This window comes from Halorubrum persicum (assembly GCF_002727125.1).
Taxonomy (GTDB): Archaea; Halobacteriota; Halobacteria; order Halobacteriales; family Haloferacaceae; genus Halorubrum; species Halorubrum persicum.
In genome coordinates this window covers 1-21,216 of record NZ_NHOA01000043.1, presented here as the reverse complement: position 1 = coordinate 21,216, position 21,216 = coordinate 1, and the positions used below count along the sequence as shown (strand labels likewise).

Below are 21,216 nucleotides of genomic sequence, written 5' to 3'. Positions count from 1 at the left end.
GTCGGCGGACCCCGACTCACTCCGGCGGTCGCGCGTACGTCACCGGCTTCGGCTCGAAGCCCGCGCCGCGGTAGAAGCGTCGCGCGCCGTCGTTGCGCCACTCGCAGGAGGCGGTGAGGGAGTCACGGTCGGCCTCGCGGGCCAGCTCTTCGACCCGTTCGACGACCGCCGTGCGACCGACAGGCACATGCGGATCGCCCGAGACTGGCCGGTAGATGCTCGGGCTGGAGCACGACTTCCGGATCGTCGACACCCGCGCGACGCTCGACCCCGACGAGTCGTCGGTAGCGACCCACGGGCGGGACATCTCTCCCGAGCTGCTGGAACGTGAGATGCTGCAGGCCGGCGTCGTCCGCGCGGTCGCGAGCCCGGGGCGGCGCGCGCCCGAACAGAGCTACCTCCGGGCGAACAACGCCGTCGCGCGGCTCTCGATCGACCGGCCGTTCGTCGCGTTCGCGCGGCTCAACGGCCCTCGAGATCCGGGAAGCGGTCCCGTTTCCGCGGTCAGGAACCTCCGCGCCGAGCGCGACGACCACCACGCGCGCCCGGACGATGTCGAGCAGTACTCCTACGACGACCGCTTCCACGGGTTCACCCTCGTCCCGCACGTCGACGGGCTCCCGAACGAGGACGTGCTCACCCGGCTGGAGGCCGCGGATCTCCCGGTGATCGTCCACGCCGGCACGGAGTTCCCGCCCGCGGCGGTCGAGCGCGAACTGCTCGACTACGACATATCGATCGTGCTCGCCAGCTTCGGCGGCTACCCCCTTGACGCCGACCTGATGAACGAGACCCTCGACCTGTTGGCGGAGTACGACCGACTGTACGTCGAGACAAGCGCCGTGCGGTATCGGGAGGTGCTCGAGCGGGGAGTTTTGGAACACCCCGACCGCGTCCTCTTCGGCTCCGGCGCGCCCGACGTGCATCCGAACGTCGGCGTGATGGAGGTGCTCACCCTCGACGTCTCCGAGGATCTGATGCGCCGCGTGTTCGCGAAGAACCCCGCCCGGCTGATCCCCGCGCTCGCCGAGGGGGCCGACGTCTGAAGCGACGGGCACTTGGCGCGGGGTCGCGGACCGAGGTTGCATGAGCGACGCCGAGAACGCCGGTCCGAACGACGCCGAGTCCGCGGGCGACCCCGGCGACGACGCTCTCGTCGAGGTCGTCCGCGCCGTCGGCCACGAGCACGTCACGGCCGAGCACGCGAGCACCCTCGAGCTCACGACCGACGACTGGCTCACCCCCGCCGGCGACTGCATCGTCGGCGTCGAGGCCGACCGCACGCCGCGCGAGTTCTCCGCCGCGTTCCGCGACGCGTGTCGGGACGCGACCGCGACGATCACGGCGACGGTCGCCGTCGGCGAGCCGACCGACGACGCGGTCGACATCGATTCCCCCGCCCACGTCGACGAGATCGTCGGCCGCGGCGACCCCGACCTCACGCTCCTCGACGATCGGTCGATGGTCGGGCGGACCAGCGACTACACCGACGACGAGCGCACGATCTTCGTCGACGGCGACGGCGCCGCCGCGGATCTCGACCGGGACCTCGTGGCCGCGCTCGCCGAGGGCGCGCCGGTCGCGCTGCGGCTGGCAGTCGAGTCCGCCGACTGACCGGGCGGGACGCCGCTCTCGGTCTCAGATCGGAAGCTCCGCGTCTGCGCCGACCACGCGATCGACCTCCTCGGGCGCGCGCCAGTCGGTCGTCCGTTCCAGCAGCTGCACGACCATCTGGCCGGTCGCGCCCCAGACGGTGTAGCCGTCGACGTGGAAGAAGTGGATGCGGTGATCGCCGTACTCCGGGTGACCCGTGCGACGCTCCGTCTCGTAGTTCGCGGGGTCGGTCAGCCCGCTGACGGGCAGCACGGCCACCTCGGCGACCTCCGACTCGTCGGGGACGTACTCGCGGTCGGGCGCGACTCCGACGAAGGGGCGGATCCGGTAGGCGGAGGAGGTCCGGGTGTCGTCGAGCCGCCCAACGACGTCGACCTCGTCGGCCCGCATGCCGACCTCCTCGTTGGCCTCGCGGAGCGCGGTGTCCGTCAGGGTGCGGTCGATCGGCTCGCGGCCGCCGCCGGGGAAGCTCATCTGTCCGGGGTGTCTCCCAAGGTGGGCCGCGCGCTTGGTGAACAGCATGTGGGCCTCGCCGCCCCGCTTGATGACCGGTGCCAGCACGGCCGCCTCGCGACGCGCTCGGGTCACCTCGTTGGGCGTGTGTCGGCGGAGCCCCGTCAGGTCCATGTCGGCCGTAGGCGCTCGGGCGGGGTTAACGTTTCTCCGTGTTCCGGCGGTCTGAAACGACCCGTCGAGGGCGTCCCCCGGCCGCGCGGCTTCGGACGTTTTAAGCACGCGACCCACCCTTCACTGGACAATGAGCGACGACGACCAGGAGCTCGGGATCACCGAGTCCAAGTCACACAACACCGGCGAGTGGTACGCCGAGGTCGTACAGAAGGCGGGGCTGGCGGACTACGGCCCCGAGGGGATGAGCGGCTTCATCGTCACCCGTCCGCGCGCGTACGCCGTGTGGGAGCGACTGCAGGGGTTCCTCGACGCGAAGTTCAAGGACACGGGCGTCCAGAACGCCTACTTCCCGATGTTCATCCCCGAGTCGTACCTCGAACGGGAGAAGGACATCGTCGAAGGGTTCGACCCCGAGGTCGCGTGGGTGACCGAGGCGGGCAACAAGGAGCTCGACGAGCGGCTCGCGGTCCGCCCGACCTCCGAGTCGATCATCACCCCGTACATCAGCCAGTGGGTCCGGAGCCACCGCGACCTCCCGCTGCGCGTGAACCAGTGGTGCTCGGTCGTGCGCTGGGAGGCGACGGAGACGAAGCCGTTCTTCCGCACGAAGGAGTTCCTCTGGCAGGAGGGCCACACAGCCCACGCGAGCGCCGAAGACGCCTGGGAGGAGACGATGACGCGGCTCGACCAGTACGCCTCCGTCTACGAGGACCTCCTGGCGATGCCCGTGCTGAAGGGCCAAAAGCCCGACCACGACAAGTTCCCCGGCGCGGAGACGACCACGACCGTCGAGGCGCTGATGCCCGACGGGAAGTCGGTGCAGGCGGGTACCTCCCACCACCTCGGGCAGTCGTTCGCCGAGGCGTTCGACATCACCTTCTCCGACGAGGACGAGGAAGAGCGGCTCGCTCACACCACCTCGTGGGGGCTCTCGTGGCGCGCGCTCGGCGCGCTGATCATGACGCACTCCGACGAGCAGGGGCTCGTGCTCCCGCCCGGCGTCGCCCCCGAGCAGGTCGTCGTCGTCCCGATCTGGCAGGAGGACACGAAAGACGACGTGCTGGAGTACGCTCAGGGCGTCGCCGACGACCTCGACGACGCGGGGATCCGCGTCGAACTCGACGACCGCGACGAGCGCAACCCCGGCTTCAAGTTCAACGAACACGAGCTCAACGGCGTCCCGCTCCGGATCGAGATCGGTCCCCACGAGGTGGAGGACGGCGAGCTCACCCTCGTCCACCGTCCCGACGGTGAGAGCGTCGTCGAGGAGCGCGACGGGGTCGTCGAGACGGTCCACGACCACTTCGACGAGGTGTACGCGAAGCTGTACGCCGCCGCCGAGGAGACCCTCGACGGCGAGGTGCGGGAGGCCGACGACCGCGCCGACATCCTCGGTACGCTGGGCCAGCACGGCGGCTACGTGAAGGCGCCGTGGTGCGGCGACGAGGACTGCGAAGAGCCGATCAAGGAGCCGATGGCCGCCGAGATCGTGATGGTCCCGTTCGACGAGGAGGACCCCCTCGCCGAGGGAGACCACGACGAGACCTGCGCGATCTGCGACGACGACGCCGAGCGGACGGCGTACTTCGCGAAGTCGTACTGACGCCGGGCGGGAGAGCCTCCCCCTCGCAGTCTCGCGTTTAATCCGCGTTGATCCGGCTTAACGGAGATGGGTATATATACGGATACGTCGCGTACCGTCAGGTAATGAATCGGAGGATCGCGCTCGTCGCCGTCGCGGTCGTGCTGGTCGGCGTGGCCGGACTCGCCGCAGCCGGTCCGGTCGGGACCGCAGTCGCGCAGGACGACCCGGTGGCGACGAACGGGACGGACGGGGGCAACGAGACGGCGAACGGGACCGACATCAGCCCCGGAGAGCGGTTCTCCGGCGTGATCGGGGTCCAGCAGGCCGAGATCTCGGGCGAGGTCGATTCCCGCGCGTTCGAGGTCGCGCTCAACCGGACGGAGGCGCCCGACGAGCGGGCCGCGCTGGTCGCCGGGCGGCTGAACGGAACGGCGGAGCGGTTGTCCGAAATCGAGCGGCGCCAGCGGGAGCTCCGCGACCGCCGCGAGGCCGGCGAGCTGAGTCAGGGCGCGTTCGCCGCCCGCATGGCGGAGACGAGCGCTCGGGCCGAGACGATCAAGCGCGAGGCGAACCGGAGCGCCGTTGTCGCCCGCGACCTCCCGGAGGCGGCGAGAGCGAACCGCGGGCTCAACGAGGAGCGGATCACTGAGCTCCGCGAGCGGGCGAGCGAGGCGAGCGGCCCCGAGGTCGCGGCCATCGCTCGCGGCGTCGCCGGCAACGGCGTGGGCGGTCCGCTGGCGTCCGACCGACGCGGTCCGCCGGACGGCGCGGGCGCCGGTGAGGGCCCCCAGCGCGGGGGCGGACCGGGAGCTGACGACCGTTCGGGTCCAGGCGACGGACCGGGAGCCGGCAACGGACCGGGGGACCGCGGCAACGGGACTGACGCCGACGGCAACGCCACCGACGACTCGACGAATGCGGTCCGGAATCCGACGGGCGAGGACGGAGACGGCGCGAACGGGCGCAGCGGCGCCGGTCAGGGGGTCGGAAGCGGTGACGGGAACGCGACGAGCCCGCGCGACGACCCGTCCGCGCCCGGCGGGGACGGCGCTGATGGCGGAGACGGCGCTGATGGCGGAGACGGCGCTGATGGCGGAGACGGCGCTAACGGCGGCGACGGCGAGGACGGACCGAGTGGGAGCGAGAGCACCCCCGGCGCTGACGGCGGCGACCGATCGGGCGGTACCGGGGACGGTCCCAGTGCTGACGGCGGCGACCGATCGGGCGGTACCGGGAACGGTCCCGGCGCTGACGGCAGCGACCGATCAGGCGGCAACGGACGGGACTCCGGCACCGACACCGTGATCGCCGTCGGTCCGGTCACAGAGCGTCTCGCCGGGCCGCTGACGGACGGGGCGGACTTCCTCAGACGCGTCGTCGGTATCGATGGATAGGCGCGGGTCGATCGGGTCCCGCCGCGGGATGACCGCGAGCGAGCGAATCGGCAGTCACCCGCGCCCAATCGGAGGATCGCGCGGGGGCCGGCCTCACGACCGTCCGCACTCCTGAGATGGGAAGCGATTTATCGGAGCCTCGTAACTATCCGTCCGTGCAGCGAACGGTGCTCCTCGTCGTCGCGGTCGTCGCCTGCGCGGGCTTCGCGTCGATCGGAGCCGCACAGAGCGGGGCCGGTGTCCCCGCCGGCGGCTTCGGACAGATGGATGTCAGCCCGGACGACATCCTGATCGAGGCCACCGTCGAACCCGACGGCGACGCCGTCTGGGAGACGCAGTACCGCGTCCGGCTCGCGAACGACGACGAAGAGCAGGCCTTCGAGGAACTCCGAACGGACGTGGAGTCGGACCCGGACGCGTACACGGGGCGGTTCGGCGAGCGCATGCGCGCGACGGCCGCCACCGCCGAGAACGCGACGGGCCGGGAGATGAACGTCACGAACGTCACGGTGACCGCCGAGCGGCGCGAACTCCCGCAGTCGTACGGCGTGCTCACGTACCGGTTCGAGTGGAGCAACTTCGCGGCCGTCGACGGGGACCGACTCGTCGTCGGCGACGCGATCGACGCGCTGTTCCTCGACGAAACCACGTCGCTCATCGTCTCGTGGGAGGAGGGCTACCGGCTCGGCGACGCGTCGCCAACGCCGACCGAGACCCGCGACAGCGCGGTCGTCTGGCAGGGGCCGGTCGACTTCACGGAAGGCCAGCCGCGCGTGGCGATCGAGCCGGAGGGCCGCGCCGCCGGCCCGCTCGTCTTCGCCGCGGTCGGACTCCTCGCGGCGGTCGTCGCGGTCGTCGGCTACCGGCGCCGACCGTGGGGCGGGTCGGAGCCCGAACGCTCGTCGGACGCGCCGACCGCGACGGCTGACTCGGCGGCGACCGATTCGGGCGACGAGCACGACGCGGAGGCCTCCGAGGGCGCGGCGGCCGCGACGGCCGCGACCGATGCCGGCGGAGACGACGGCTCCGAGGATGGAACCGAGCGCGACGAGAGCGGGGCTGAAGGCGAGGCCGACGCCGACTCGGCGCCGCCGATCAACGACAACCTGTTGAGCAACGAGGAGCAGGTGCTCCGGCTCATCGAAGCCAACGGCGGGCGGATGAAACAGAAGCAGGTCGCCGAGGAGCTCGACTGGACCGCCGCCAAGACGAGCCAGGTGGTGACGGGGCTCCGCGACGAGGACGACCTCGACGGGTTCCGGCTCGGGCGAGAGAACGTTCTCTCGCTCCCCGACTACGACGCGGCGGCGGACGCCGGCGAGGAGACCGAGAGCGACGACGACGAGGAGTAGCGCTCTCGTTACAGATCTCGTGACCGCCCGAGATGTTGGAGGTCGCCGCCGCACTCACAGGTGCCGCTCGTCTCCGAGCGCGCACCGCATTTGAAACACTCGTACAGTTCTTGACCGCTCACCTCTGGTTCTGGTCGCATATGATGACATACGATACCGAGTGTCATAGAAACGACCCTAATATTCTTTACAGAGTATAATCAGACACCGGACGCTCTGTGAACGAACGATCGGTTCGGCGAGAGACGCGAACCGGACAGAAAAGCCGGAGGAGGGATTTGAACCCTCGACCTATTCCTTACGAAGGAATCGCTCTGCCAGCTGAGCTACCCCGGCGCGCATCTAACCATTCCCGAACGGAAAAATAAGGGTTCCGAAACCGCGACGCCACGGTCCGCGAGATCACGCGACATCTCCCGGTTCCGGCCCGTCGATCGCGACCGGACCAGAGTTCGCGTTCGTTTTGAAATACACTGGTTATCGGTTGGAATACGGTGCATAGTAAGCGATCGCCACAGGAATATAAGGAAAAAGCATATATACTTGTTCGTACTTCATCTGAGACGTGATCACACCGATCGTGTGCCGTGATGGCGGGGATCAACTCCCCCGACGGTGTCTGCCCGGTCGGAGCCCGTACCGGGCGTCGCTCGTCCCGCCGGTCGCGACCCCCACCGCGACCCGGCGCGACTGTCACCACTATCAGTGATCCGACACGGCCGACGTGTACCTCACGTCTCCGACGTGCCAAGCGCGAAATCGCCTCTGGCCCCGACCCCCCCACGGCCGTAGACTCTTGTCATGTGACGGGCCCGTAGCCGTCTCGACCCGCTGCCGGGTCGGGACGGCGGTCATGCTGTCGATGCCGACGCGCCACCTCGCCAGCGGTCGCCGGCGAGCGGGGCGTCCGAATCAGGCGGAGAGTCCGCCGAGGCGTTCTCCCGCCTAGAAGCGCCGCCGGAGCGCGCTCACGACCGCCGAGAGCCCGCTCACCGCGGCTCCGAACCCTCCGGCGAGTCGAACCTCCGCCGGCGCGGTCCCGAGCTCGCGGGAGACCGCTCCTGGGCGGGCGTCGGCGCCGACGAGCGCGACCGTTCGCCCCCGGACGCGGATCTCGGCGGTGAGGTCCGTCCCGGTCAACAACGCGGCGAAGCCACCGGCGTCAGCGTCGTCCGGCAGGCTCCGAGCGACCCGGATCGCGTCGCGGACCGTCTGCACCTCGACGAACAGGCGGTCTCCAGTCGATCGAACGTCGAGATCGACGCCCTCGACGGTAAGCGTCAGGTCCTCCGTGGTAACTGAGAGCGGTGCCCGCGCGTCAGTCTCGTTCACGGGTCGTGACCCGAACGGTGCCGTCGAGGCGCCAGTTGGCGTGTTCGACGTCGTCGCCGGTGCCGCTCGGGACATCGACGGTCATCTCCTCGAACTCGTAGACGATCTCGGCGTTGCGGCCCGTCAGCCGATCGTAGAGGCCGATGGCGAGGTCCGGCCACGTCGTCGTCTCGTCGATGCGCTCTTCGGGGTCCGCGCTATCACTCATACACGATACCACGGGTTGCAGTCGCATAAAGATGTCACTCTATCAAAACTACACCCGTGCCACTCCTTACGGACCACCGACGCACGGATTCTCGAGGTGTTCGGTGACTGTTCGCAGGTGCGGGCGACGGTGGAGTGCACACCGGCGGGGCGGCGCTTCAGGCTCGCGTCAGCCTGACGTCTAGACACACGTTGTACTCGTGGGGGGCGTACGACCGGACGACGTGTTCGGTCTCGACGGTCACGTCGTACGCATCGCCGGCGACCGCGCGGATCGCCCGCGTACCGGGGCCGAACGGGTCGTCCTCGTGTTGGATGTCGTAGTAGTGGACGACACAGTCGTCGCCCGCCAGCCGGACGGCGGCGTCGAGGAACTCGTCGGCGGAGTGCGGGAGATTCATCACGAGTCGGTCGGCGCTCCCGGCGTGGTCGTCGGCGATCTCCCGCACGTCGCCGGCGATCGCGGTCACGCGGTCCGCCACCCCGTTGCGCTCGGCGTTCTCCCGGAGGTACTCGATCGCGTGCTCGTTGAGGTCACAGGCGACTACGTCGGCGCCGCGGGCGGCCATCGGGACGGCGTAGGGCCCGACGCCGGCGAACATGTCGACGACGGTCTCGTCGGAGCCGACCTGCTCGATCACGCGGTGGCGCTCGGTGGCGAGCCGCGGCGAGAAGTACACCTCAGCCACGTCCAGCAGGAACTCGTGGCCGTACTCGCGGTGGACCGTCTCGGTGCCGTTCCCCGCCAGCACGTCCCAGCGCCGGACGCGCAGTTCGCCCTCGATCGGGGAGGCCCGGTTGAGCACCGTCTCGCAGGGCACGTCGGAGGCCATCACCGCCTCGGCGATCTCGCGGGCGCGCTCGTCGTCGTCCTCGTCGACGATGACGATGTCGCCGAGCCGCTCCAGCGAGGGCTCGTAGCCGAGGATCGAGGCGGGTGTCCGCGGGCGGTCGCGCTCGGCGGCGTCGCGCTCGACGATCGTCGCGGCGAGGTCGGCGGGAGCCGCGTCGGGGTCCGTGACGGGGATGTAGATCGTGTCGCCGTCGACCGCGATCTCGTGGTCGCCGTCGAGGGCGTCGGCGTCGGCGAGCCGCTCGCGGACCGTCTCGCCGCGCTCGCGCTCGACCGCGACGCAGGGAACGCTCATTGTCGCGGGAACGCGGGGGGAGCCATAAACGCTGACGCTTTGGCGGTCGGTGGCCCTTCGGTGGCCGAGGACGCTTCGGGGCCGGAGGCGCTTCGCGAGGTCGGGCCGAATCAGTCGAACGGGTATCGCGCGGTCGCTCCGCACTCGCGACAGCGGACGACCACCCGGCCGGGTCGGAGCCGGACCCGGCTCGTCTTCCCCGGTCGGAGGTAGACGCCGCAGTCGTCGCAGGTCTTCCGGGAGAACTCGGCCGGGACGCCACAGCGGTTCCGCTCCGCGATCCGCCGCGCGAGCGCGACGTACTCCCGCGCGCGGTCGTATTCGCCGTCGACGACGGCTTCGCGGGCGAGCGTCAACAGCCGGTCGATCCGTTCCGACGGGATCCCCATACCTCGCCGGGGGTGACCGACCGGCAAAGTCGTTGCCATCGAGGAGCGTCGCTCCGGACGCGACTGGAACGCGCCCCGTCGCCGCGCTCCCCAACCCGCACGCTTTTTTATCGGTCCGCGCGAACGACGCGCCATGAAGGAATCCCTGATGGACGTCGTCTGCTGCCCGCTCGACAAGGCCGACTTGGACCTCGACGTCGACGATCGGGACGGCGAGGAGATCCTCGCGGGGACGCTCACCTGCACCGAGTGCGGCGAGGCCTACCCGATCGAGGACGGCATCCCGAACCTCCTCCCGCCGGACATGCGCGAGGAGGCGACGGCGTAGGGCGCAGACGCCGCTCCCGTCCCCGGCTGCCGACCGCCCGTTCCGTACTGCATCTTTTTTTAGTGTGAGTGCGTCGACCCGAGCGTGTCGACACTCTCCGTCGAACTGAACGGGGACGCGGTCCACTCGATCCGGGCGCCCGCTCGGTTCGAAACGACCGGCCCGTTCGCCGTCGCGCTCGAGAACGCGGGCCGCTCTACGCACGTCCACCTGCACTTCGACGACGACCTCGACCGGGTCGCTTCGGTGACTGAGACGAACCACTTCGTCGACGACGAGGCCACGAAACACGTCCACGTCTCCGTCGACGACGCGTCGGAGCCGGTTCGGGGAAAGCTGAAGATCGTCACCGGCTACGGCTCGGAGACCCGGTACGTGGACCTTCGGCTCGAACCGCCCGAAGAGACCGTCCCCGAGGAGGTCGTGGTCGACGATGCGTTCACGAAACCCCCGGAGCGCCCGCCGGAGGTCCCGCCCTCGCAGCGCGCGGCGAACGCGGTCGACCGGCTGATCGAGCGCGGCGGCGTTCCCGGGGCGATCGCCGCGTTCCTCGCGCTGGCCGCGGGCGTCGCCGTCGCGCTCGCGCTCGACAGTGCGATCGTCACCGCGGTCGTCGCCATCGTGCTGATGGTGTCGATCGGAACGGTGCTTCTGGCGGCGTGGTGACGGGAGCGGGCGGGTGGTGTGGCGTTCTCCTCGCCGCCGACCGCTCCCGCCGATCGCCGCGAATCCGGGCGCTTTTAACCGTGCCAGCGGAACGATCGCGCATGAGCTTCGAGAAGGAAGACGAGGTCGTCCTCCACGACAAACACAGCGACTACGACGGTGAGGCGGGCACGATCACGCAGGTGATGGAGACGATGTTCGGCGACGCGACCTACACGGTCAGCTTCGAGGACGGGCAGGAGACCGGCGTCCCCGAGGACGCCCTCGACGCCGTCGAGAGCGAGGAGTAACTCCTTTTCCCGACCCGCATGGCCAAAGTCCCCTTCCACTACGTCGACCTCCGGGCGTTCGCGTACGCCACCGAGGACGAAAAGCGGGTCGCGGACGCCCTCCGGACGTTCCTCCCCGAAGACGTCGAGCTGGACCGCGTCGAGAACGTCGGTCACCACGGCGACCGGATCGCCGTGCTCTCGGCTCGCATCGAGAACGCCGACGGAATGCGTCACGTCCTCGACCGACTCTCCGAGCTCGACGAGGTCGACCGCGTGATCGACGAGCTCGACCAGCGGGTCGACGACAACTGCGCGCTGTTCCTCCGCGTCGACAAGCAGGCCGCGTTTCGCGGCGAGGTCCGGCTCGGCCCCGGAGTCACCGTCCGCGCGAAGGTCGAGGCGTACCCGGCGAAGAAGGAGGCCGCCGTCGAGAACGCCCGAGAGACGCTGTCGCGACTGCGGGACGACGACACGTAGCCGGGCTCCTCACAGGTAGCCGAGTTCCCCCGTCGCCCCGTCGGCGTGGATTTTTATCATCGCCTACCGTCGACCCGTCCATGAGCGACCCGTTCGTCGTCGTCGGTGCGGACGCCGCCGGGCTGAGCGCGGCCAGCAAGTGTCGCCGCGAAGCGCCCGACCGCGAGGTCGTCGTCTTCGAGAAGGGACGATGGATCTCGTACGCCTACTGCGGAATGCCGTACTTCATCGAGGGGCTCATCGAGCGCATGTCGAACCTCCTCTCGCTCTCGCCGAGCGAGGTCGACGAGCGCGGGATCGACCTCCGGCGCGGCCACGAGGTCGTCGGCGTCGATCCGGACGCGAACACGGTCACCGTCGAGACCGCCGCGGGCGACACTCTTGAACAGAGCTACGGCGACCTGCTCGTCGCCACGGGCGGCCGCGCGTCGACCGGCGCCTTCGACGTGCGCGGGCTCGACGGCGCCTTCACGCTCCACAGCATGGACGCCGCGGCCGCGATCGACGCGTACATCGCCGAGCCGGAGGCCTACGACCCCGCCCGCGCCGACGTGAGCGCGGTCGACCGCGAGCGCGTCGACCGCAACGCCTCGATGCCCGCCCCCGAAACGGCGGCGATCGTCGGCGGCGGCTACGTCGGGATCGAGATGGCCGAGGCGCTCGTCGGGCGCGGGCTCGACGTACATCTCTTCCACCGCTCCGGACACCTCCTCTCGGACTTCGGCGAAGCCGTCGGCGAGCGCGTCGAGACCGAACTGACGGAGAAGGGCGTGACGGTCCGCACGGACGCCCCCGTCGACGGGCTCGTCGGCGACGACCGGATCGAGGGCATCGCCTTCGACGGCGCGGACGGTGTGGAGACGCTCCCGGTCGACTTCGCGGTCGTCGGCGTCGGGATCCAACCGAACACCGAACTCCTCAACGGGACGGGAGTCGACCTGGGCGCCGGCGGCGCGATCCGCACCGACGAGTACGGCCGGACCAGCCTCCCCGACGTGTACGCCGCGGGCGACTGCGCGACCGCGATCCACGCCGTCACGGGCGAGGAGGCGTGGATGCCGCTCGGGCTCACCGCCAACCGGGCCGGCCGAGCGGTCGGTGCCACGGTCGCCGGCGACCCCTCGCCGGTGGGTGAGATCGCCAGCACCGCGGCCGTGAAGGCGTTCGACATGGAGGCGGGCCGAGTCGGTCTGATCGACGCGGCGGCGGCCCGCGAAGCGGGGTTCGACCCGGTCCGCGAGACGGTGACTGCCGGCTCGCGCTCCGGCTACTACCCCGGCGCGGCGCCGACCGACGTGACGCTCGTCGCCGACCGCGACACGGGGCGGCTCATCGGCGGGAGCATCGTCGGCCCCGACCGCGCCGCGATCCGGATCGACACGCTCGCGACCGCGCTGGAGGCGGACATGACCGTTCCGGAGGTCGAGCGGTTGGACCTCGCGTACGCGCCCCCGTTCTCGCCGGTGTGGGACCCGATCCTCGTCGCTGCGAAGGTGCTCAACGGCGCGCTCGACGACGACTGACGGTGCGACTCAGTCGTCCGCGCCTGCGCTTCCGTCGGCGGGGGACGAATCGCTCCCGGTCGGACCGTCGCCGATTCCGCTGACGACGCGCCCGACCGCGTAGCCGGCGGCGCCGACCGCGACCGCGCCTGCCGAGGCGACGCCCAGCGGCTCGATCAGCGCTGCGAGGAAGGGGACGGGGTCGGCGAACGGGAGCGTGTACGGCGCCGGGCCGACCGTCCGCAGGAGGACCGCTGCAAAGGGGCCGTACGCGAGGAGGGCCGCGGGGAGCACGCCCCCGCCGACCGCGGCGAAGGCGGCGACGCCGATCGCGGTCAGGACCGCTATCCCCCCGGCGACGGGAGCGGCGAGGCTCTGCGGGACGCCCGTCGCACCGAGCGAGGCCGCCGCCGCGGTGGCGATCGAGACCGCGTCGAAGGCGACGTAGGAGACCGCGAAGCCGACCGCGCTCCAGACGGCGGCGCGTTCGAACCCCGTCTCACCGAGCGCGACGCGGGCGGCGCGGCGCCCGGATCCGTCGTCCGTCGTCATTCCAGGCGAGTCGCGCCCCGCCCCTCCCGTTCGGGGGTGAGGTTGCCGTGTTCGTCGATCTCGCCGGCGACGATCCGGGTCGAGGAGATGCGTTCGCCGTCCTCGGCCGGGACGTGGTCGACCACGACGAGTTCGAGGGGGTCGTGGCCGCGCTCTCGGCGGATCTCGTTGATCTGGTCGCCGCCGTCTCTCGTCTCCGGGGACACGATCAGCGCGTCGAACTCGGGCTCGACCGCGATGCCGGTCGGATCCGTCAGCTTGCGGACCTCGAACTCGCGGTCGTGTTCGTCGGCGAGCCCGGACAGCTCGGCTTCGAGGTCGCGCTTGCGCCGGTCGTACGGGCGGACGTACCGCTCGACGTGGCGGGTCTTCGGCGCGAGCTCGTCCGACGTGAGTCCGACGGTCACGTCACCCAGCTCGAACGCCCGTTCGAACAGCTTCCGGTGGCCGTCGTGAACGGGATCGAACGTACCACCCAGCGCGACGTTCATGCACACTGATTGCGCGGACGGGACTTAAAACGTCTCGAAGCGGGAGCGAACGAGTGCGCCCTACCGGTCGTCGCTGTCGGCGTCTCCTTCGCCGTCGTCGCTGTCGGCGTTGCCGTCTACTTCGCCGTCGTCGCCGTCGCCGTCTACTTCGCCGTCGTCGCCGTCGACAGATATCTGGACCGGCTCCGCGTCGCCGTCGGGCGACTCGCCGCCGAGCCGCCGATCGAGGTTGAACACGGCGTTGAGCTCCCGCTGCACGTCGCCGACGACGCCCTGTACCAGCTCGCTCGGGGCGATCGCCTCGTACTCGTAGGGGTTGTTGCCGGCGCCGCTGGCCTCGCGCTTGTCGCGTTCGACGGTTCCCTCGTCGTGGAGCTCCGCGAGCGCCTCGCGGACCGTGCTCGGGTAGAGGCCGGTGCCGTCGGCGACCTCGTCGCTCGTGCTGTTTGGGTTGTCGCGGAGGAAGACGTAGATCCGCGCGCGCGTCTCGGTGTCGAGCAGCCACGACAGGAGGTCGACGACGTTGTCGTCGAACCCCTTGACGGCCTTGTCCGCGCCCTCTCCGAGCCGTTCCTTGGTCTTCCGGAGCTCCTCGCGGGTTCGATCGGTCGGCGACTCGTCGTCGGCGCCGTCGCCGTGATCGTCTGTAGTCATACCGGAATTTGGGGTCCGCGCGCCCAAAAGCGTTTCTCGTCGTTTCGGTTCCAACGGAACGCGTCCCGGCTTCCCGCTCACACGAACCGCGTCCTGCCCTCCCGCTTACGGCGACAACACGAGATCCTCGCAGAGCGCGTCGAGGCCCCTCTCGTCGCGGAGCCGGCGCTGGCGCCGACTGCCGCTCTCGGCGTCGTACACCGCGCGGATCCCGTCGATCCCGAGCCGATCGCACTCGGTGGCGACCACGTCGCCAAGCGAGACCGTCTCCTCGCCGTCTCGGGTGATGAAGGAGGCGTCGTGGCCGCGCCGAATCGCCCGCCACTTGTTCTCGTCTAACAGTTCTCGGCGGAGCGTCGGCGGGGACTCGCCGTCCGCGTAGCGCTCGGCGTAGTCGACGACGAGGGCGTGGACGTACTCGACCATCGCGAGGGTGACCGCCGGGTCGCGCTGGGCGTCGGGCGCGCGCACTTCGACCGTGCCGTGGCCGGTGTGGGGGCGCACGTCGAACCAGAGCTCGCCGCGGTCGGAGATGGCGCCCCGTTCGACCATCCGGCGCTCGTAGCGCTGGAAGGCGTCGAAGTCGTCGAACGCGGACGGGATCCCCGTGTTCGGGAGGTTCTCGAAGATCTTCGCCCGAGCCGAGGCGAGCCCGGTGTCGAAGCCGTTCCAGAACGGTGAGTTCGCCGAGAGCGCGAGCAGAATCGGTGAGTGCCACCGGAGCCGGTTGGCGATCCACACCGCCTTGTCCGCGTCGTCGACGCCGACGTGGACGTGGAGCCCCGCCGTGGTGTTGCGGTGTTGCGGGTACTGGATCCGGTCCAACTGCGCCTGGTAGCGCGGCTTCTCGGCGTGATCCAGCTCGCGCCACTTCGCCGCCGGATGGAGGCCCGCCGCCGCGATCCGGTAGCCGTCGGCGGCGGCGTGGTCGACGAGCGCCTCCCGCACCGTCGAGAGGGCGTCGCCCGCGTTCGACGGATCCTCGATCAGTTCCGTCTGCGCCTCGATGGTGCATTTGAACAGCTCGTGGTCGAACCCCTCCGGCACCGCAGCCGGCGGATCGCGGCCGTAGACGAGATCGTCGGTCCCCGAGGTCGGGCGGCCGTCGGCATCGACGATGTAGAACTCCTCCTCGATGCCGAGGGTCCCCATCCGAGCGAACGCGTCCCGCGAACCGAGTTCCATTACCGCTCCGTACCGGCCGCGCGGTCTTATATGGATTGGAACCCGAAAGCGGCGCGGTGACGCCGTCGTCGAACGCGAAACGGTCCGCAGATCTGCGCCACTTCACACCCTTCTGTTCCGTTTCACTCCCGTTCGCTCTGTGCCGTTTCACGCCCCTTCGCTCCGTCCCGCGATACTCCACCCACTCCGCGCGGACGCCTCCGAGGTCGGCCACCCCGGCCCGCCGCAGTTAGTTCTCCGGGAGGATGTCGCCGACGGAGGCGCCGACGCTCATCACGATGGCGATCAGCAGCGTCTGTGCGCCCGCGACCGTCGGCTCGCTCCACGAGACCCGGCCCCAACCGGTCATCAACGCGACGGCCAACCCGCTCGCGATGGTAACGATCGCGACGGGTCGCAGGGGAACGACGCCCCCGATCCGGTCTTCGACGACGCGCTCGAACTCGCCGGCGCGCAGTATCCCGAAGACGACCGCCCCGCCGAACAGGAGCGTGAGGGCGAGAGCCAGCGGCCGCTCGGCGATGAACCGGCCGATGTCGAGCGCGCCGTCCTCGACGATCATCGGCAGGCCGAAGACGAAACTTCCCACCAGCGCTTCGCCGGCGTCACGGAGGCCGAACTGCGTCCGGAATCGGCCGATGACGCCGCTCGGACGGACCTTTCGCGCGGTCCGCATGGTCTCTCGGACCTGCTGTAACTCCTCGTCTTTGTCGACCATCTCCTCCAGTTCGTCCAACTCGGTCAGCACGTCATCGATGTCGGCGTTCCGATCGCCCCCGGGCGATTCAGTGCGGGTCATCACCTCGTCCCGTCTGCCTCTCGGGTTATGTGCCTACCTGTCGCTCTCGACGTCGACGACGGGCCGCGGCCCGTGACCCGGCGCGCTCGGAGTCGACGGCTGCGGCCCGTTGACCGGTTCGGCAGACACGCCGAACCGAATCCGTGTCTGCGCGAGGTGGCTGGCTGGAGGCGGTAGCCGAACACGAACTGACGACAGGCAGCGCAAAAGCGAGCTGACGACAGACAGCGAAAAACGAGCCCGCAACAGGTAGCGAAAACCGAGCCGGCGACGAGCGGTCACTTGTCAGACGCCCTCGCGACGCGCCTCAGTTCACCCGAGGACGTAGCGGAGCACCGGGAACTTCTCGACCAGCGCCTGCCCGCCCACCTCGAGCCGCTCGATGTAGGCGTCGAGGCCGAGGACGCGGCCAGCGCCGAACGCGGCGACCGTGAGGAACACGACCGCGTACACCAGCGTCGAGTCGAACAGCGCGAGCGCGTCGCCGCTCCACCCGCCGAGGTAGAACAGCGTCATCTGCATCGCGCCGCCGAGCGCGGCCAGCCGGACGAACGCCCCGGCGATGAGCGCCATGCCGATGAGCAGCTGCGTGGCCGGGACGAAGACGTTCGCGAACTCGACGAACCACGCCGTCGAGCCCATGGCGGCGTACAGCCCGCTCACCGGGCTCGCCGCGTCGACGCCGTGGACGAGGTAGCCGCTCGCGTCGAACGCCTCCCCGGTGATCTTCCCGAGTCCGGCAAACAGGATCATCCCGCCGATCGTCGCCCGGAGCATGACGATGAACAGCGCCGACAGCGAGTGGGCCTTGCCCAGAAGCGTGACGCCGCCGATCTCTCCGCCGAACTCGTTTGTGGTTTTTGTGGACATTGTGTTTCTCCTCACTTACGGATACACCGGTTGCAGTGATAAACACGGAAGCGAGTTCCCTTTCCGGTGGAAGGGATCGGCGACTTCCCCCGGTCGGTTGGGTCTTTAAATACTCCACTCAGCCGAACCGTCGCGTCTCGTCGCTTCTCGGCCACGCTGCCCGTGCGTCGCCCGTTTCACCACGCCTCGCCGCTCGCCAGGTCCACGTCGCCGTCGCCCTTCTCCGAGGGACAGATGTCCGCGAGCACGCAGTCGCCGCAGTCCGGGTTGATCGCGGTGCACGTCGCGCGGCCGTGGTCGATCATGAGGTGCGTGAACTGCTGCCAGTCGTCTTCGGGGACCACGTCGAGGAGGTCCTGTTCGATCTTCGTCGGACTCTCCTCTTCCGTGATCGCGAGTCGGCGAGTGAGCCGCTGGACGTGAGTGTCGACGACGATCCCCTCGACAACGTCGTGGCCGTGCTGGAGCACGACGTTGGCGGTCTTCCGGCCGACGCCCGCCAGATCGGTCAGCGCCGACATCGTGTCCGGAACCTCGCCGCCGTGCTTCTCGGCGATGTCGGCGCAGGACGACCGGATGTACTCCGCCTTGCTGTTGTAGTAGGTGATCGAGTTGATCGCCTCCGCGAGCTCCTCCTGTGGCGCGTTCGCGTACTCCTCGGGCGTCTCGTACGTCTCGAACAGGTCGGCGCACACCTCGTTCACGCGCTCGTCCGTGCACTGCGCGGAGAGGATCACGGCGATGAGCAGCTCAAGCCGGTTCGAGTAGTTCAGCGAGATGGTCGAATCGGGGTACTCCTCGTAGAGCCGGTCGAGGACCTCCTCGACCTGCTCCTCCCGCGGCTCCAGTGGCGTGCCCATAGCGATCCCTCCGCGCGGGCGCCATTGAACGATCCGGAAACGACGCGCTTCTCGGCCCGCGCCCCCGTTTCGAACCGATAGATTCAGGTCGTCTCCTCGACATGTCGAGGCGTGTCCCGGTCCCGAAACCGACGGCGCCGACGCCCGGCCTACCTCCAGCGGCCACAGGAGTTCTACTGGCTGTGGATCGCCGCGACGGCGACGTACGGCGTCGGCGACGTGGTCTCGACGATCGCCTTCTTGGAGTACGTGCCGACGATTCAAGAGGCGAATCCGGTGGTCGCGTTCGCGCTCGATTCGTTCGGGCTCGGCGGCCTCGTCGCCCTGAAGATCGCCGTCTACCTGGTCATGCTCTGGATCAGCGTCAGCGGCGCCCGCGATGGCGACGGTCTCCTCTACTACTTCCCGCCGGTGCTGCTGACGATCGTCGGCACCTACCTCACCGCGAGCAATATGCGGCTCCTGCTGATGGCGTGAGTCGTCGCGACCCCGGACTGTCCCCACCGACATCGGTTTGCGTCGGCGCGATCATGTTCGGGCATGCTCTCGGACACCCCGGGCCTCCACCACGTGACGGGGATCGTCGGCGACGCCGGCGCTCACGCCTCGTTCTACGCTGAGACCCTCGGACTCCGGCTGCTCCGCCGGACCGTGAACTACGAGGATATCCACCAACACCACCTCTACTTCGGCGACGCGACGGGCTCGCCCGGCTCCGTGTTCACCGTCTTCCCGGACCCTCACGGCGACTCCGGACGCGCCGGGAAGCCCGGGTACGCCGCCGTCGCCTTCGCGGTCCCGCCCGACTCGCTCGGCTACTGGCGCGACCGACTGACCGATCGGGGTGTCGCGGTCGAGGACCTCCCGGCGTCCGATCGGTTCGGCGACGCCGCGCTCTCGGTCGCCGACCCTTCCGGTACCCGCGTCGAACTGGTCGAGAGCGACGCGGGCGGCGACCCGTGGCTCGGCGATGAGGAGGCGGCCGCGGACGCCGACTCGGTCCCCGAATCGGCCGCGATCCGCGGGCTGTACGGCGTCACGGCGCTCCCCGCCGACCCGTACGGGACGGCGAGCGTCCTCGACACGCTCGGCTTCGAGTACGAGGCGGAGGCCGGCGACCGGATCCGCTACCGCGCCCCGGGCGACCGCGCGACGGTCGTCGACCTCCTCGACCGGGACGCGCCGTACCTCCGCGAGGGGCCGGGCGCGCTCCATCACGCCGCGGTGCGCGTCCCCGACCGCGAGGCGCTGCTCGACTGGCACGACCTCTTCCGCGAGCGCGGCTACGACGTGTCGCGGGTGAAGGACCGCCACTTCTTCCACTCGCTGTACGTGCGCGGCCCCGGCGGGCTCCTCGTCGAGCTCGCGACGGAGGCGCCGACGCCCGACGGGCCGCGGGGTCCCGGGCTCGCCGACCCCGACGCGACCGGTCACGCGACGGAGCTGTACCTCCCGCCGCGGTTCGAGGACGACCGCGAGCTCATCGAGAGCCAGCTCCCCGACTTCGACATCGAAGGCGACCGTTCCCGACCACGATGACGCGGGCGCTCTCCGGCGTCGAGGGCCCCCACGCTGACGCCACGCTGGAGACGGGCGGCGCCCCGGCCGCGGCCGCGTCGGTCGCGGTCGTGCTCGTCCACGGTCGCGGCGGGACCGCCGACGGGCTGCTCCGCCTCGCCGACGAGTTCTACCGGCCGGGCGCGGCGCTGATCGCCCCGAACGCGGTCCGCTCGAACTGGTTCCCGGCGGGCCATGAGGCACCGATCGCCGCCAACGAGCCGGCGTTGACCTCGGCGGTCGACTGCGTCGCCGCGGCCGTCGACGCCGCCGCCGAGATCGGGATCCCGCCCGAGCGCGTCGTGCTCGTCGGCGTCTCGCAGGGCGGCGCCGTCGCGAGCGAGTTCCTCCGCCGTCGTCCGCGGCGGTACGGCGGCGCGTTCGTCGTTTCCGCGGCGCTCCCGGGAGGCGACCTGATCCCGTGCTCGGTGGCCGACGACGGGGAGAACGGGGGGCTCGCGGGAACGCCGGTCGCGATCGACAGCAGCGAGGGCGACCCGTACGTCCCGCCCGAGCGCGTTCGCGCGACCGCGGCGGCGTTCCGCCGGGGCGGCGCGGCGGTCGATCTCCGGATCGACGAGGGCGACGGCCACGGGCTCTCGGACGCGACCATGGCGCGGATCGGCGACCGGATCGCGGCGCTGGTCGACGGTGACGGCGACGACGGCGATAGCTCCGCCGTCCACGACTGAGAGCCGGAGAGCGGGAGAGCCGAACGTGTTCGCGACACGACCCATCGTCCCCGGACGGCGAGTGACGCGTGATGTCCGAACTCGATGTCAGGCAGCTCCCGCCGAGCGAGCGACACGACCGGATACGCACCGCGTTTGCTGACCTCGATCCCGGCGAGACGCTCACCGTCGTCAACGACCACGAGCCGACGCCGCTCTACCGCGAGCTGGCGGCGGAGGAACCCGCGTTCGACGCGGACGGCTACGCGGTCGAGCGCGAGGAGGCGTCTCGGTTCGTCGCCGAGTTCCCGAAGGTCGAGCCCGCGTCCGGTCCGGAGACCGTGCGGCTCGCGGGCCTCGACGGCGAGCCGCACGCGGCGGTCTTCCCGGGACGCGAGCCGAAGACGGTTCGGCTGTCGCTGGACGCCGGAGAGAGCGTCCCCGAGCACACCCATCCCGACCGGACGGTGCTGTTCCACGCGTTGAGCGGGGCGTTCGCGCTCCGACTCGACGGCGAACAACACGCCGTCGAGGCCGGCGAGATCGTCCGATTCGACGGTGAGACGGCGGTCGAGCCGACCGCGACCGAGGACGCCGCGGCGCTCGTGGTGCTGGCGCCGACCACGGACGAGTGAGGCGGGTCGTCTCCATGGGTCGGTTTTGGGGGGAGTAGATAAAACG

General features: G+C 70.2%; 28 protein-coding genes and 1 tRNA gene. 14 read left to right on the top strand and 15 right to left on the bottom strand.

Annotation, left to right across the window (positions count from 1 at the left end):
* Positions 1-16: 16 nt before the first annotated feature.
* Positions 17-187, bottom strand: a complete 171-nt coding sequence (locus tag DJ69_RS06880) for an N-acetyltransferase (RefSeq protein ID WP_245851552.1) — start codon at positions 185-187, stop codon at positions 17-19.
* A gap of 28 nt (positions 188-215) precedes the next feature.
* Here DJ69_RS06880 and DJ69_RS06875 point away from each other — a divergent pair, with 28 nt between their 5' ends.
* Together DJ69_RS06875 and DJ69_RS06870 are read left to right on the top strand one after the other, a co-directional pair.
* Complete coding sequence (locus tag DJ69_RS06875) at positions 216-1,046, top strand: amidohydrolase family protein (protein ID WP_099254941.1); 831 nt, start codon at positions 216-218, stop codon at positions 1,044-1,046.
* A gap of 40 nt (positions 1,047-1,086) precedes the next feature.
* Positions 1,087-1,614 carry a DUF371 domain-containing protein gene (locus DJ69_RS06870; protein ID WP_099254940.1) on the top strand — a complete coding sequence of 176 codons (528 nt, stop codon included), beginning with the start codon at positions 1,087-1,089 and terminating at the stop codon, positions 1,612-1,614.
* Positions 1,615-1,638: 24 nt separating this feature from the next.
* Here DJ69_RS06870 and DJ69_RS06865 read toward each other — a convergent pair whose 3' ends face one another.
* Positions 1,639-2,241 (bottom strand): NUDIX hydrolase, encoded by a 603-nt coding sequence (locus DJ69_RS06865; protein ID WP_099254939.1) that lies wholly within the window; start codon positions 2,239-2,241, stop codon positions 1,639-1,641.
* Positions 2,242-2,371: 130 nt separating this feature from the next.
* Here DJ69_RS06865 and proS point away from each other — a divergent pair, with 130 nt between their 5' ends.
* From proS to DJ69_RS06850, 3 genes are all read left to right on the top strand, one after another.
* Positions 2,372-3,847 (top strand): proline--tRNA ligase, encoded by a 1,476-nt coding sequence (gene proS / locus DJ69_RS06860; RefSeq protein ID WP_099254938.1) that lies wholly within the window; start codon positions 2,372-2,374, stop codon positions 3,845-3,847.
* Positions 3,848-3,951: 104 nt separating this feature from the next.
* Positions 3,952-5,223: a hypothetical protein gene (locus DJ69_RS19005; protein ID WP_099254937.1), complete on the top strand. Its 1,272-nt coding sequence runs from the start codon at positions 3,952-3,954 to the stop codon at positions 5,221-5,223.
* Positions 5,224-5,378: 155 nt separating this feature from the next.
* A complete protein-coding gene (locus tag DJ69_RS06850) occupies positions 5,379-6,575 on the top strand; it encodes a helix-turn-helix transcriptional regulator (protein ID WP_099254936.1) in 1,197 nt (398 codons plus the stop codon).
* An 8-nt stretch (positions 6,576-6,583) separates the two neighbouring features.
* Here DJ69_RS06850 and DJ69_RS17815 read toward each other — a convergent pair whose 3' ends face one another.
* The 6 genes from DJ69_RS17815 to DJ69_RS06825 form a co-directional block, all read right to left on the bottom strand.
* Positions 6,584-6,715, bottom strand: coding sequence for a rubrerythrin-like domain-containing protein (locus tag DJ69_RS17815; RefSeq protein WP_144050396.1), 132 nt, complete (start codon positions 6,713-6,715; stop codon positions 6,584-6,586).
* Between the two features lie 123 nt (positions 6,716-6,838).
* Positions 6,839-6,911: transfer RNA gene (locus DJ69_RS06845), tRNA-Thr, on the bottom strand.
* Positions 6,912-7,520: 609 nt separating this feature from the next.
* Positions 7,521-7,907 carry a peptide ABC transporter ATP-binding protein gene (locus DJ69_RS06840; RefSeq protein ID WP_099254935.1) on the bottom strand — a complete coding sequence of 129 codons (387 nt, stop codon included), beginning with the start codon at positions 7,905-7,907 and terminating at the stop codon, positions 7,521-7,523.
* A complete protein-coding gene (locus tag DJ69_RS06835; RefSeq protein WP_099254934.1) occupies positions 7,894-8,115 on the bottom strand; it encodes a hypothetical protein in 222 nt (73 codons plus the stop codon). The genes DJ69_RS06840 and DJ69_RS06835 overlap by 14 nt, the downstream gene beginning before the upstream one ends.
* Positions 8,116-8,272: 157 nt before the next feature.
* A complete protein-coding gene (locus DJ69_RS06830; RefSeq protein WP_099254933.1) occupies positions 8,273-9,262 on the bottom strand; it encodes a class I SAM-dependent methyltransferase in 990 nt (329 codons plus the stop codon).
* 110 nt (positions 9,263-9,372) lie between these two features.
* Positions 9,373-9,651 (bottom strand): ribonuclease P protein component 4, encoded by a 279-nt coding sequence (locus DJ69_RS06825; RefSeq protein WP_099254932.1) that lies wholly within the window; start codon positions 9,649-9,651, stop codon positions 9,373-9,375.
* A 133-nt stretch (positions 9,652-9,784) separates the two neighbouring features.
* Here DJ69_RS06825 and DJ69_RS06820 point away from each other — a divergent pair, with 133 nt between their 5' ends.
* The 5 genes from DJ69_RS06820 to DJ69_RS06800 all read left to right on the top strand — a co-directional run bounded on the left by DJ69_RS06820 (position 9,785) and on the right by DJ69_RS06800 (position 12,917).
* Positions 9,785-9,979, top strand: a complete 195-nt coding sequence (locus DJ69_RS06820) for a methytransferase partner Trm112 (RefSeq protein WP_180271742.1) — start codon at positions 9,785-9,787, stop codon at positions 9,977-9,979.
* 84 nt (positions 9,980-10,063) lie between these two features.
* The gene (locus DJ69_RS06815) at positions 10,064-10,645 is read left to right on the top strand and encodes a DUF7524 family protein (RefSeq protein ID WP_099254931.1); all 582 of its coding nucleotides are present in this window, start codon (positions 10,064-10,066) and stop codon (positions 10,643-10,645) included.
* A gap of 101 nt (positions 10,646-10,746) precedes the next feature.
* On the top strand, positions 10,747-10,935 hold the full coding sequence (locus DJ69_RS06810; protein ID WP_099254930.1) for a DUF1918 domain-containing protein: 189 nt from the start codon (positions 10,747-10,749) through the stop codon (positions 10,933-10,935).
* A gap of 18 nt (positions 10,936-10,953) precedes the next feature.
* Positions 10,954-11,394 (top strand): RNA-binding protein, encoded by a 441-nt coding sequence (locus DJ69_RS06805; protein WP_099254929.1) that lies wholly within the window; start codon positions 10,954-10,956, stop codon positions 11,392-11,394.
* A gap of 80 nt (positions 11,395-11,474) precedes the next feature.
* Positions 11,475-12,917, top strand: a complete 1,443-nt coding sequence (locus DJ69_RS06800; RefSeq protein WP_099254928.1) for an FAD-dependent oxidoreductase — start codon at positions 11,475-11,477, stop codon at positions 12,915-12,917.
* 9 nt (positions 12,918-12,926) lie between these two features.
* Here DJ69_RS06800 and DJ69_RS06795 read toward each other — a convergent pair whose 3' ends face one another.
* The 7 genes from DJ69_RS06795 to nth form a co-directional block, all read right to left on the bottom strand.
* Positions 12,927-13,448: a hypothetical protein gene (locus tag DJ69_RS06795; RefSeq protein WP_099254927.1), complete on the bottom strand. Its 522-nt coding sequence runs from the start codon at positions 13,446-13,448 to the stop codon at positions 12,927-12,929.
* On the bottom strand, positions 13,445-13,939 hold the full coding sequence (locus DJ69_RS06790) for a phosphopantetheine adenylyltransferase (protein ID WP_099254926.1): 495 nt from the start codon (positions 13,937-13,939) through the stop codon (positions 13,445-13,447). Before DJ69_RS06790 ends, DJ69_RS06795 begins: the two co-directional genes overlap by 4 nt.
* A 60-nt stretch (positions 13,940-13,999) precedes the next feature.
* Positions 14,000-14,593: a winged helix-turn-helix domain-containing protein gene (locus DJ69_RS06785; RefSeq protein WP_099254925.1), complete on the bottom strand. Its 594-nt coding sequence runs from the start codon at positions 14,591-14,593 to the stop codon at positions 14,000-14,002.
* A gap of 105 nt (positions 14,594-14,698) precedes the next feature.
* Positions 14,699-15,778, bottom strand: a complete 1,080-nt coding sequence (locus DJ69_RS06780) for a glutamate--cysteine ligase (RefSeq protein ID WP_099254924.1) — start codon at positions 15,776-15,778, stop codon at positions 14,699-14,701.
* Between the two features lie 229 nt (positions 15,779-16,007).
* Positions 16,008-16,577 carry a hypothetical protein gene (locus tag DJ69_RS06775; protein ID WP_245851550.1) on the bottom strand — a complete coding sequence of 190 codons (570 nt, stop codon included), beginning with the start codon at positions 16,575-16,577 and terminating at the stop codon, positions 16,008-16,010.
* A 312-nt stretch (positions 16,578-16,889) separates the two neighbouring features.
* Positions 16,890-17,447 (bottom strand): DoxX family protein, encoded by a 558-nt coding sequence (locus DJ69_RS06770; protein WP_099254922.1) that lies wholly within the window; start codon positions 17,445-17,447, stop codon positions 16,890-16,892.
* A 176-nt stretch (positions 17,448-17,623) separates the two neighbouring features.
* Positions 17,624-18,307: an endonuclease III gene (gene nth / locus DJ69_RS06765; protein ID WP_099254921.1), complete on the bottom strand. Its 684-nt coding sequence runs from the start codon at positions 18,305-18,307 to the stop codon at positions 17,624-17,626.
* Between the two features lie 111 nt (positions 18,308-18,418).
* Here nth and DJ69_RS06760 point away from each other — a divergent pair, with 111 nt between their 5' ends.
* The 4 genes from DJ69_RS06760 (at position 18,419) to DJ69_RS06745 (ending at position 21,170) form a co-directional block, all read left to right on the top strand.
* Positions 18,419-18,784 (top strand): hypothetical protein, encoded by a 366-nt coding sequence (locus DJ69_RS06760; RefSeq protein ID WP_099254920.1) that lies wholly within the window; start codon positions 18,419-18,421, stop codon positions 18,782-18,784.
* Between the two features lie 63 nt (positions 18,785-18,847).
* Positions 18,848-19,846, top strand: coding sequence for a VOC family protein (locus DJ69_RS06755; RefSeq protein WP_099254919.1), 999 nt, complete (start codon positions 18,848-18,850; stop codon positions 19,844-19,846).
* Complete coding sequence (locus DJ69_RS06750) at positions 19,843-20,556, top strand: alpha/beta hydrolase (RefSeq protein WP_099254918.1); 714 nt, start codon at positions 19,843-19,845, stop codon at positions 20,554-20,556. Before DJ69_RS06755 ends, DJ69_RS06750 begins: the two co-directional genes overlap by 4 nt.
* Before the next feature lie 71 nt (positions 20,557-20,627).
* Positions 20,628-21,170 carry a DUF2249 domain-containing protein gene (locus DJ69_RS06745; RefSeq protein WP_099254917.1) on the top strand — a complete coding sequence of 181 codons (543 nt, stop codon included), beginning with the start codon at positions 20,628-20,630 and terminating at the stop codon, positions 21,168-21,170.
* The last annotated feature ends 46 nt before the right edge of the window (positions 21,171-21,216 follow it).

Coding starts and splice junctions, on each gene's coding strand:
- DJ69_RS06785 (WP_099254925.1), bottom strand. CDS start 14,593: ATGACTACAGACGATCACGGCGACGGCGCCGACGACGAGTCGCCGACC.
- DJ69_RS06870 (WP_099254940.1), top strand. CDS start 1,087: ATGAGCGACGCCGAGAACGCCGGTCCGAACGACGCCGAGTCCGCGGGC.
- DJ69_RS06825 (WP_099254932.1), bottom strand. CDS start 9,651: ATGGGGATCCCGTCGGAACGGATCGACCGGCTGTTGACGCTCGCCCGC.
- DJ69_RS06875 (WP_099254941.1), top strand. CDS start 216: ATGCTCGGGCTGGAGCACGACTTCCGGATCGTCGACACCCGCGCGACG.
- DJ69_RS17815 (WP_144050396.1), bottom strand. CDS start 6,715: ATGCGACCAGAACCAGAGGTGAGCGGTCAAGAACTGTACGAGTGTTTC.
- DJ69_RS06750 (WP_099254918.1), top strand. CDS start 19,843: ATGACGCGGGCGCTCTCCGGCGTCGAGGGCCCCCACGCTGACGCCACG.
- DJ69_RS06745 (WP_099254917.1), top strand. CDS start 20,628: ATGTCCGAACTCGATGTCAGGCAGCTCCCGCCGAGCGAGCGACACGAC.
- DJ69_RS06810 (WP_099254930.1), top strand. CDS start 10,747: ATGAGCTTCGAGAAGGAAGACGAGGTCGTCCTCCACGACAAACACAGC.
- nth (WP_099254921.1), bottom strand. CDS start 18,307: ATGGGCACGCCACTGGAGCCGCGGGAGGAGCAGGTCGAGGAGGTCCTC.
- DJ69_RS06830 (WP_099254933.1), bottom strand. CDS start 9,262: ATGAGCGTTCCCTGCGTCGCGGTCGAGCGCGAGCGCGGCGAGACGGTC.
- DJ69_RS06790 (WP_099254926.1), bottom strand. CDS start 13,939: ATGAACGTCGCGCTGGGTGGTACGTTCGATCCCGTTCACGACGGCCAC.
- DJ69_RS06820 (WP_180271742.1), top strand. CDS start 9,785: ATGAAGGAATCCCTGATGGACGTCGTCTGCTGCCCGCTCGACAAGGCC.
- DJ69_RS06835 (WP_099254934.1), bottom strand. CDS start 8,115: ATGAGTGATAGCGCGGACCCCGAAGAGCGCATCGACGAGACGACGACG.
- DJ69_RS06865 (WP_099254939.1), bottom strand. CDS start 2,241: ATGGACCTGACGGGGCTCCGCCGACACACGCCCAACGAGGTGACCCGA.
- DJ69_RS06800 (WP_099254928.1), top strand. CDS start 11,475: ATGAGCGACCCGTTCGTCGTCGTCGGTGCGGACGCCGCCGGGCTGAGC.
- proS (WP_099254938.1), top strand. CDS start 2,372: ATGAGCGACGACGACCAGGAGCTCGGGATCACCGAGTCCAAGTCACAC.
- DJ69_RS06770 (WP_099254922.1), bottom strand. CDS start 17,447: ATGTCCACAAAAACCACAAACGAGTTCGGCGGAGAGATCGGCGGCGTC.
- DJ69_RS06775 (WP_245851550.1), bottom strand. CDS start 16,577: ATGACCCGCACTGAATCGCCCGGGGGCGATCGGAACGCCGACATCGAT.
- DJ69_RS06805 (WP_099254929.1), top strand. CDS start 10,954: ATGGCCAAAGTCCCCTTCCACTACGTCGACCTCCGGGCGTTCGCGTAC.
- DJ69_RS06795 (WP_099254927.1), bottom strand. CDS start 13,448: ATGACGACGGACGACGGATCCGGGCGCCGCGCCGCCCGCGTCGCGCTC.
- DJ69_RS19005 (WP_099254937.1), top strand. CDS start 3,952: ATGAATCGGAGGATCGCGCTCGTCGCCGTCGCGGTCGTGCTGGTCGGC.
- DJ69_RS06755 (WP_099254919.1), top strand. CDS start 18,848: ATGCTCTCGGACACCCCGGGCCTCCACCACGTGACGGGGATCGTCGGC.
- DJ69_RS06780 (WP_099254924.1), bottom strand. CDS start 15,778: ATGGAACTCGGTTCGCGGGACGCGTTCGCTCGGATGGGGACCCTCGGC.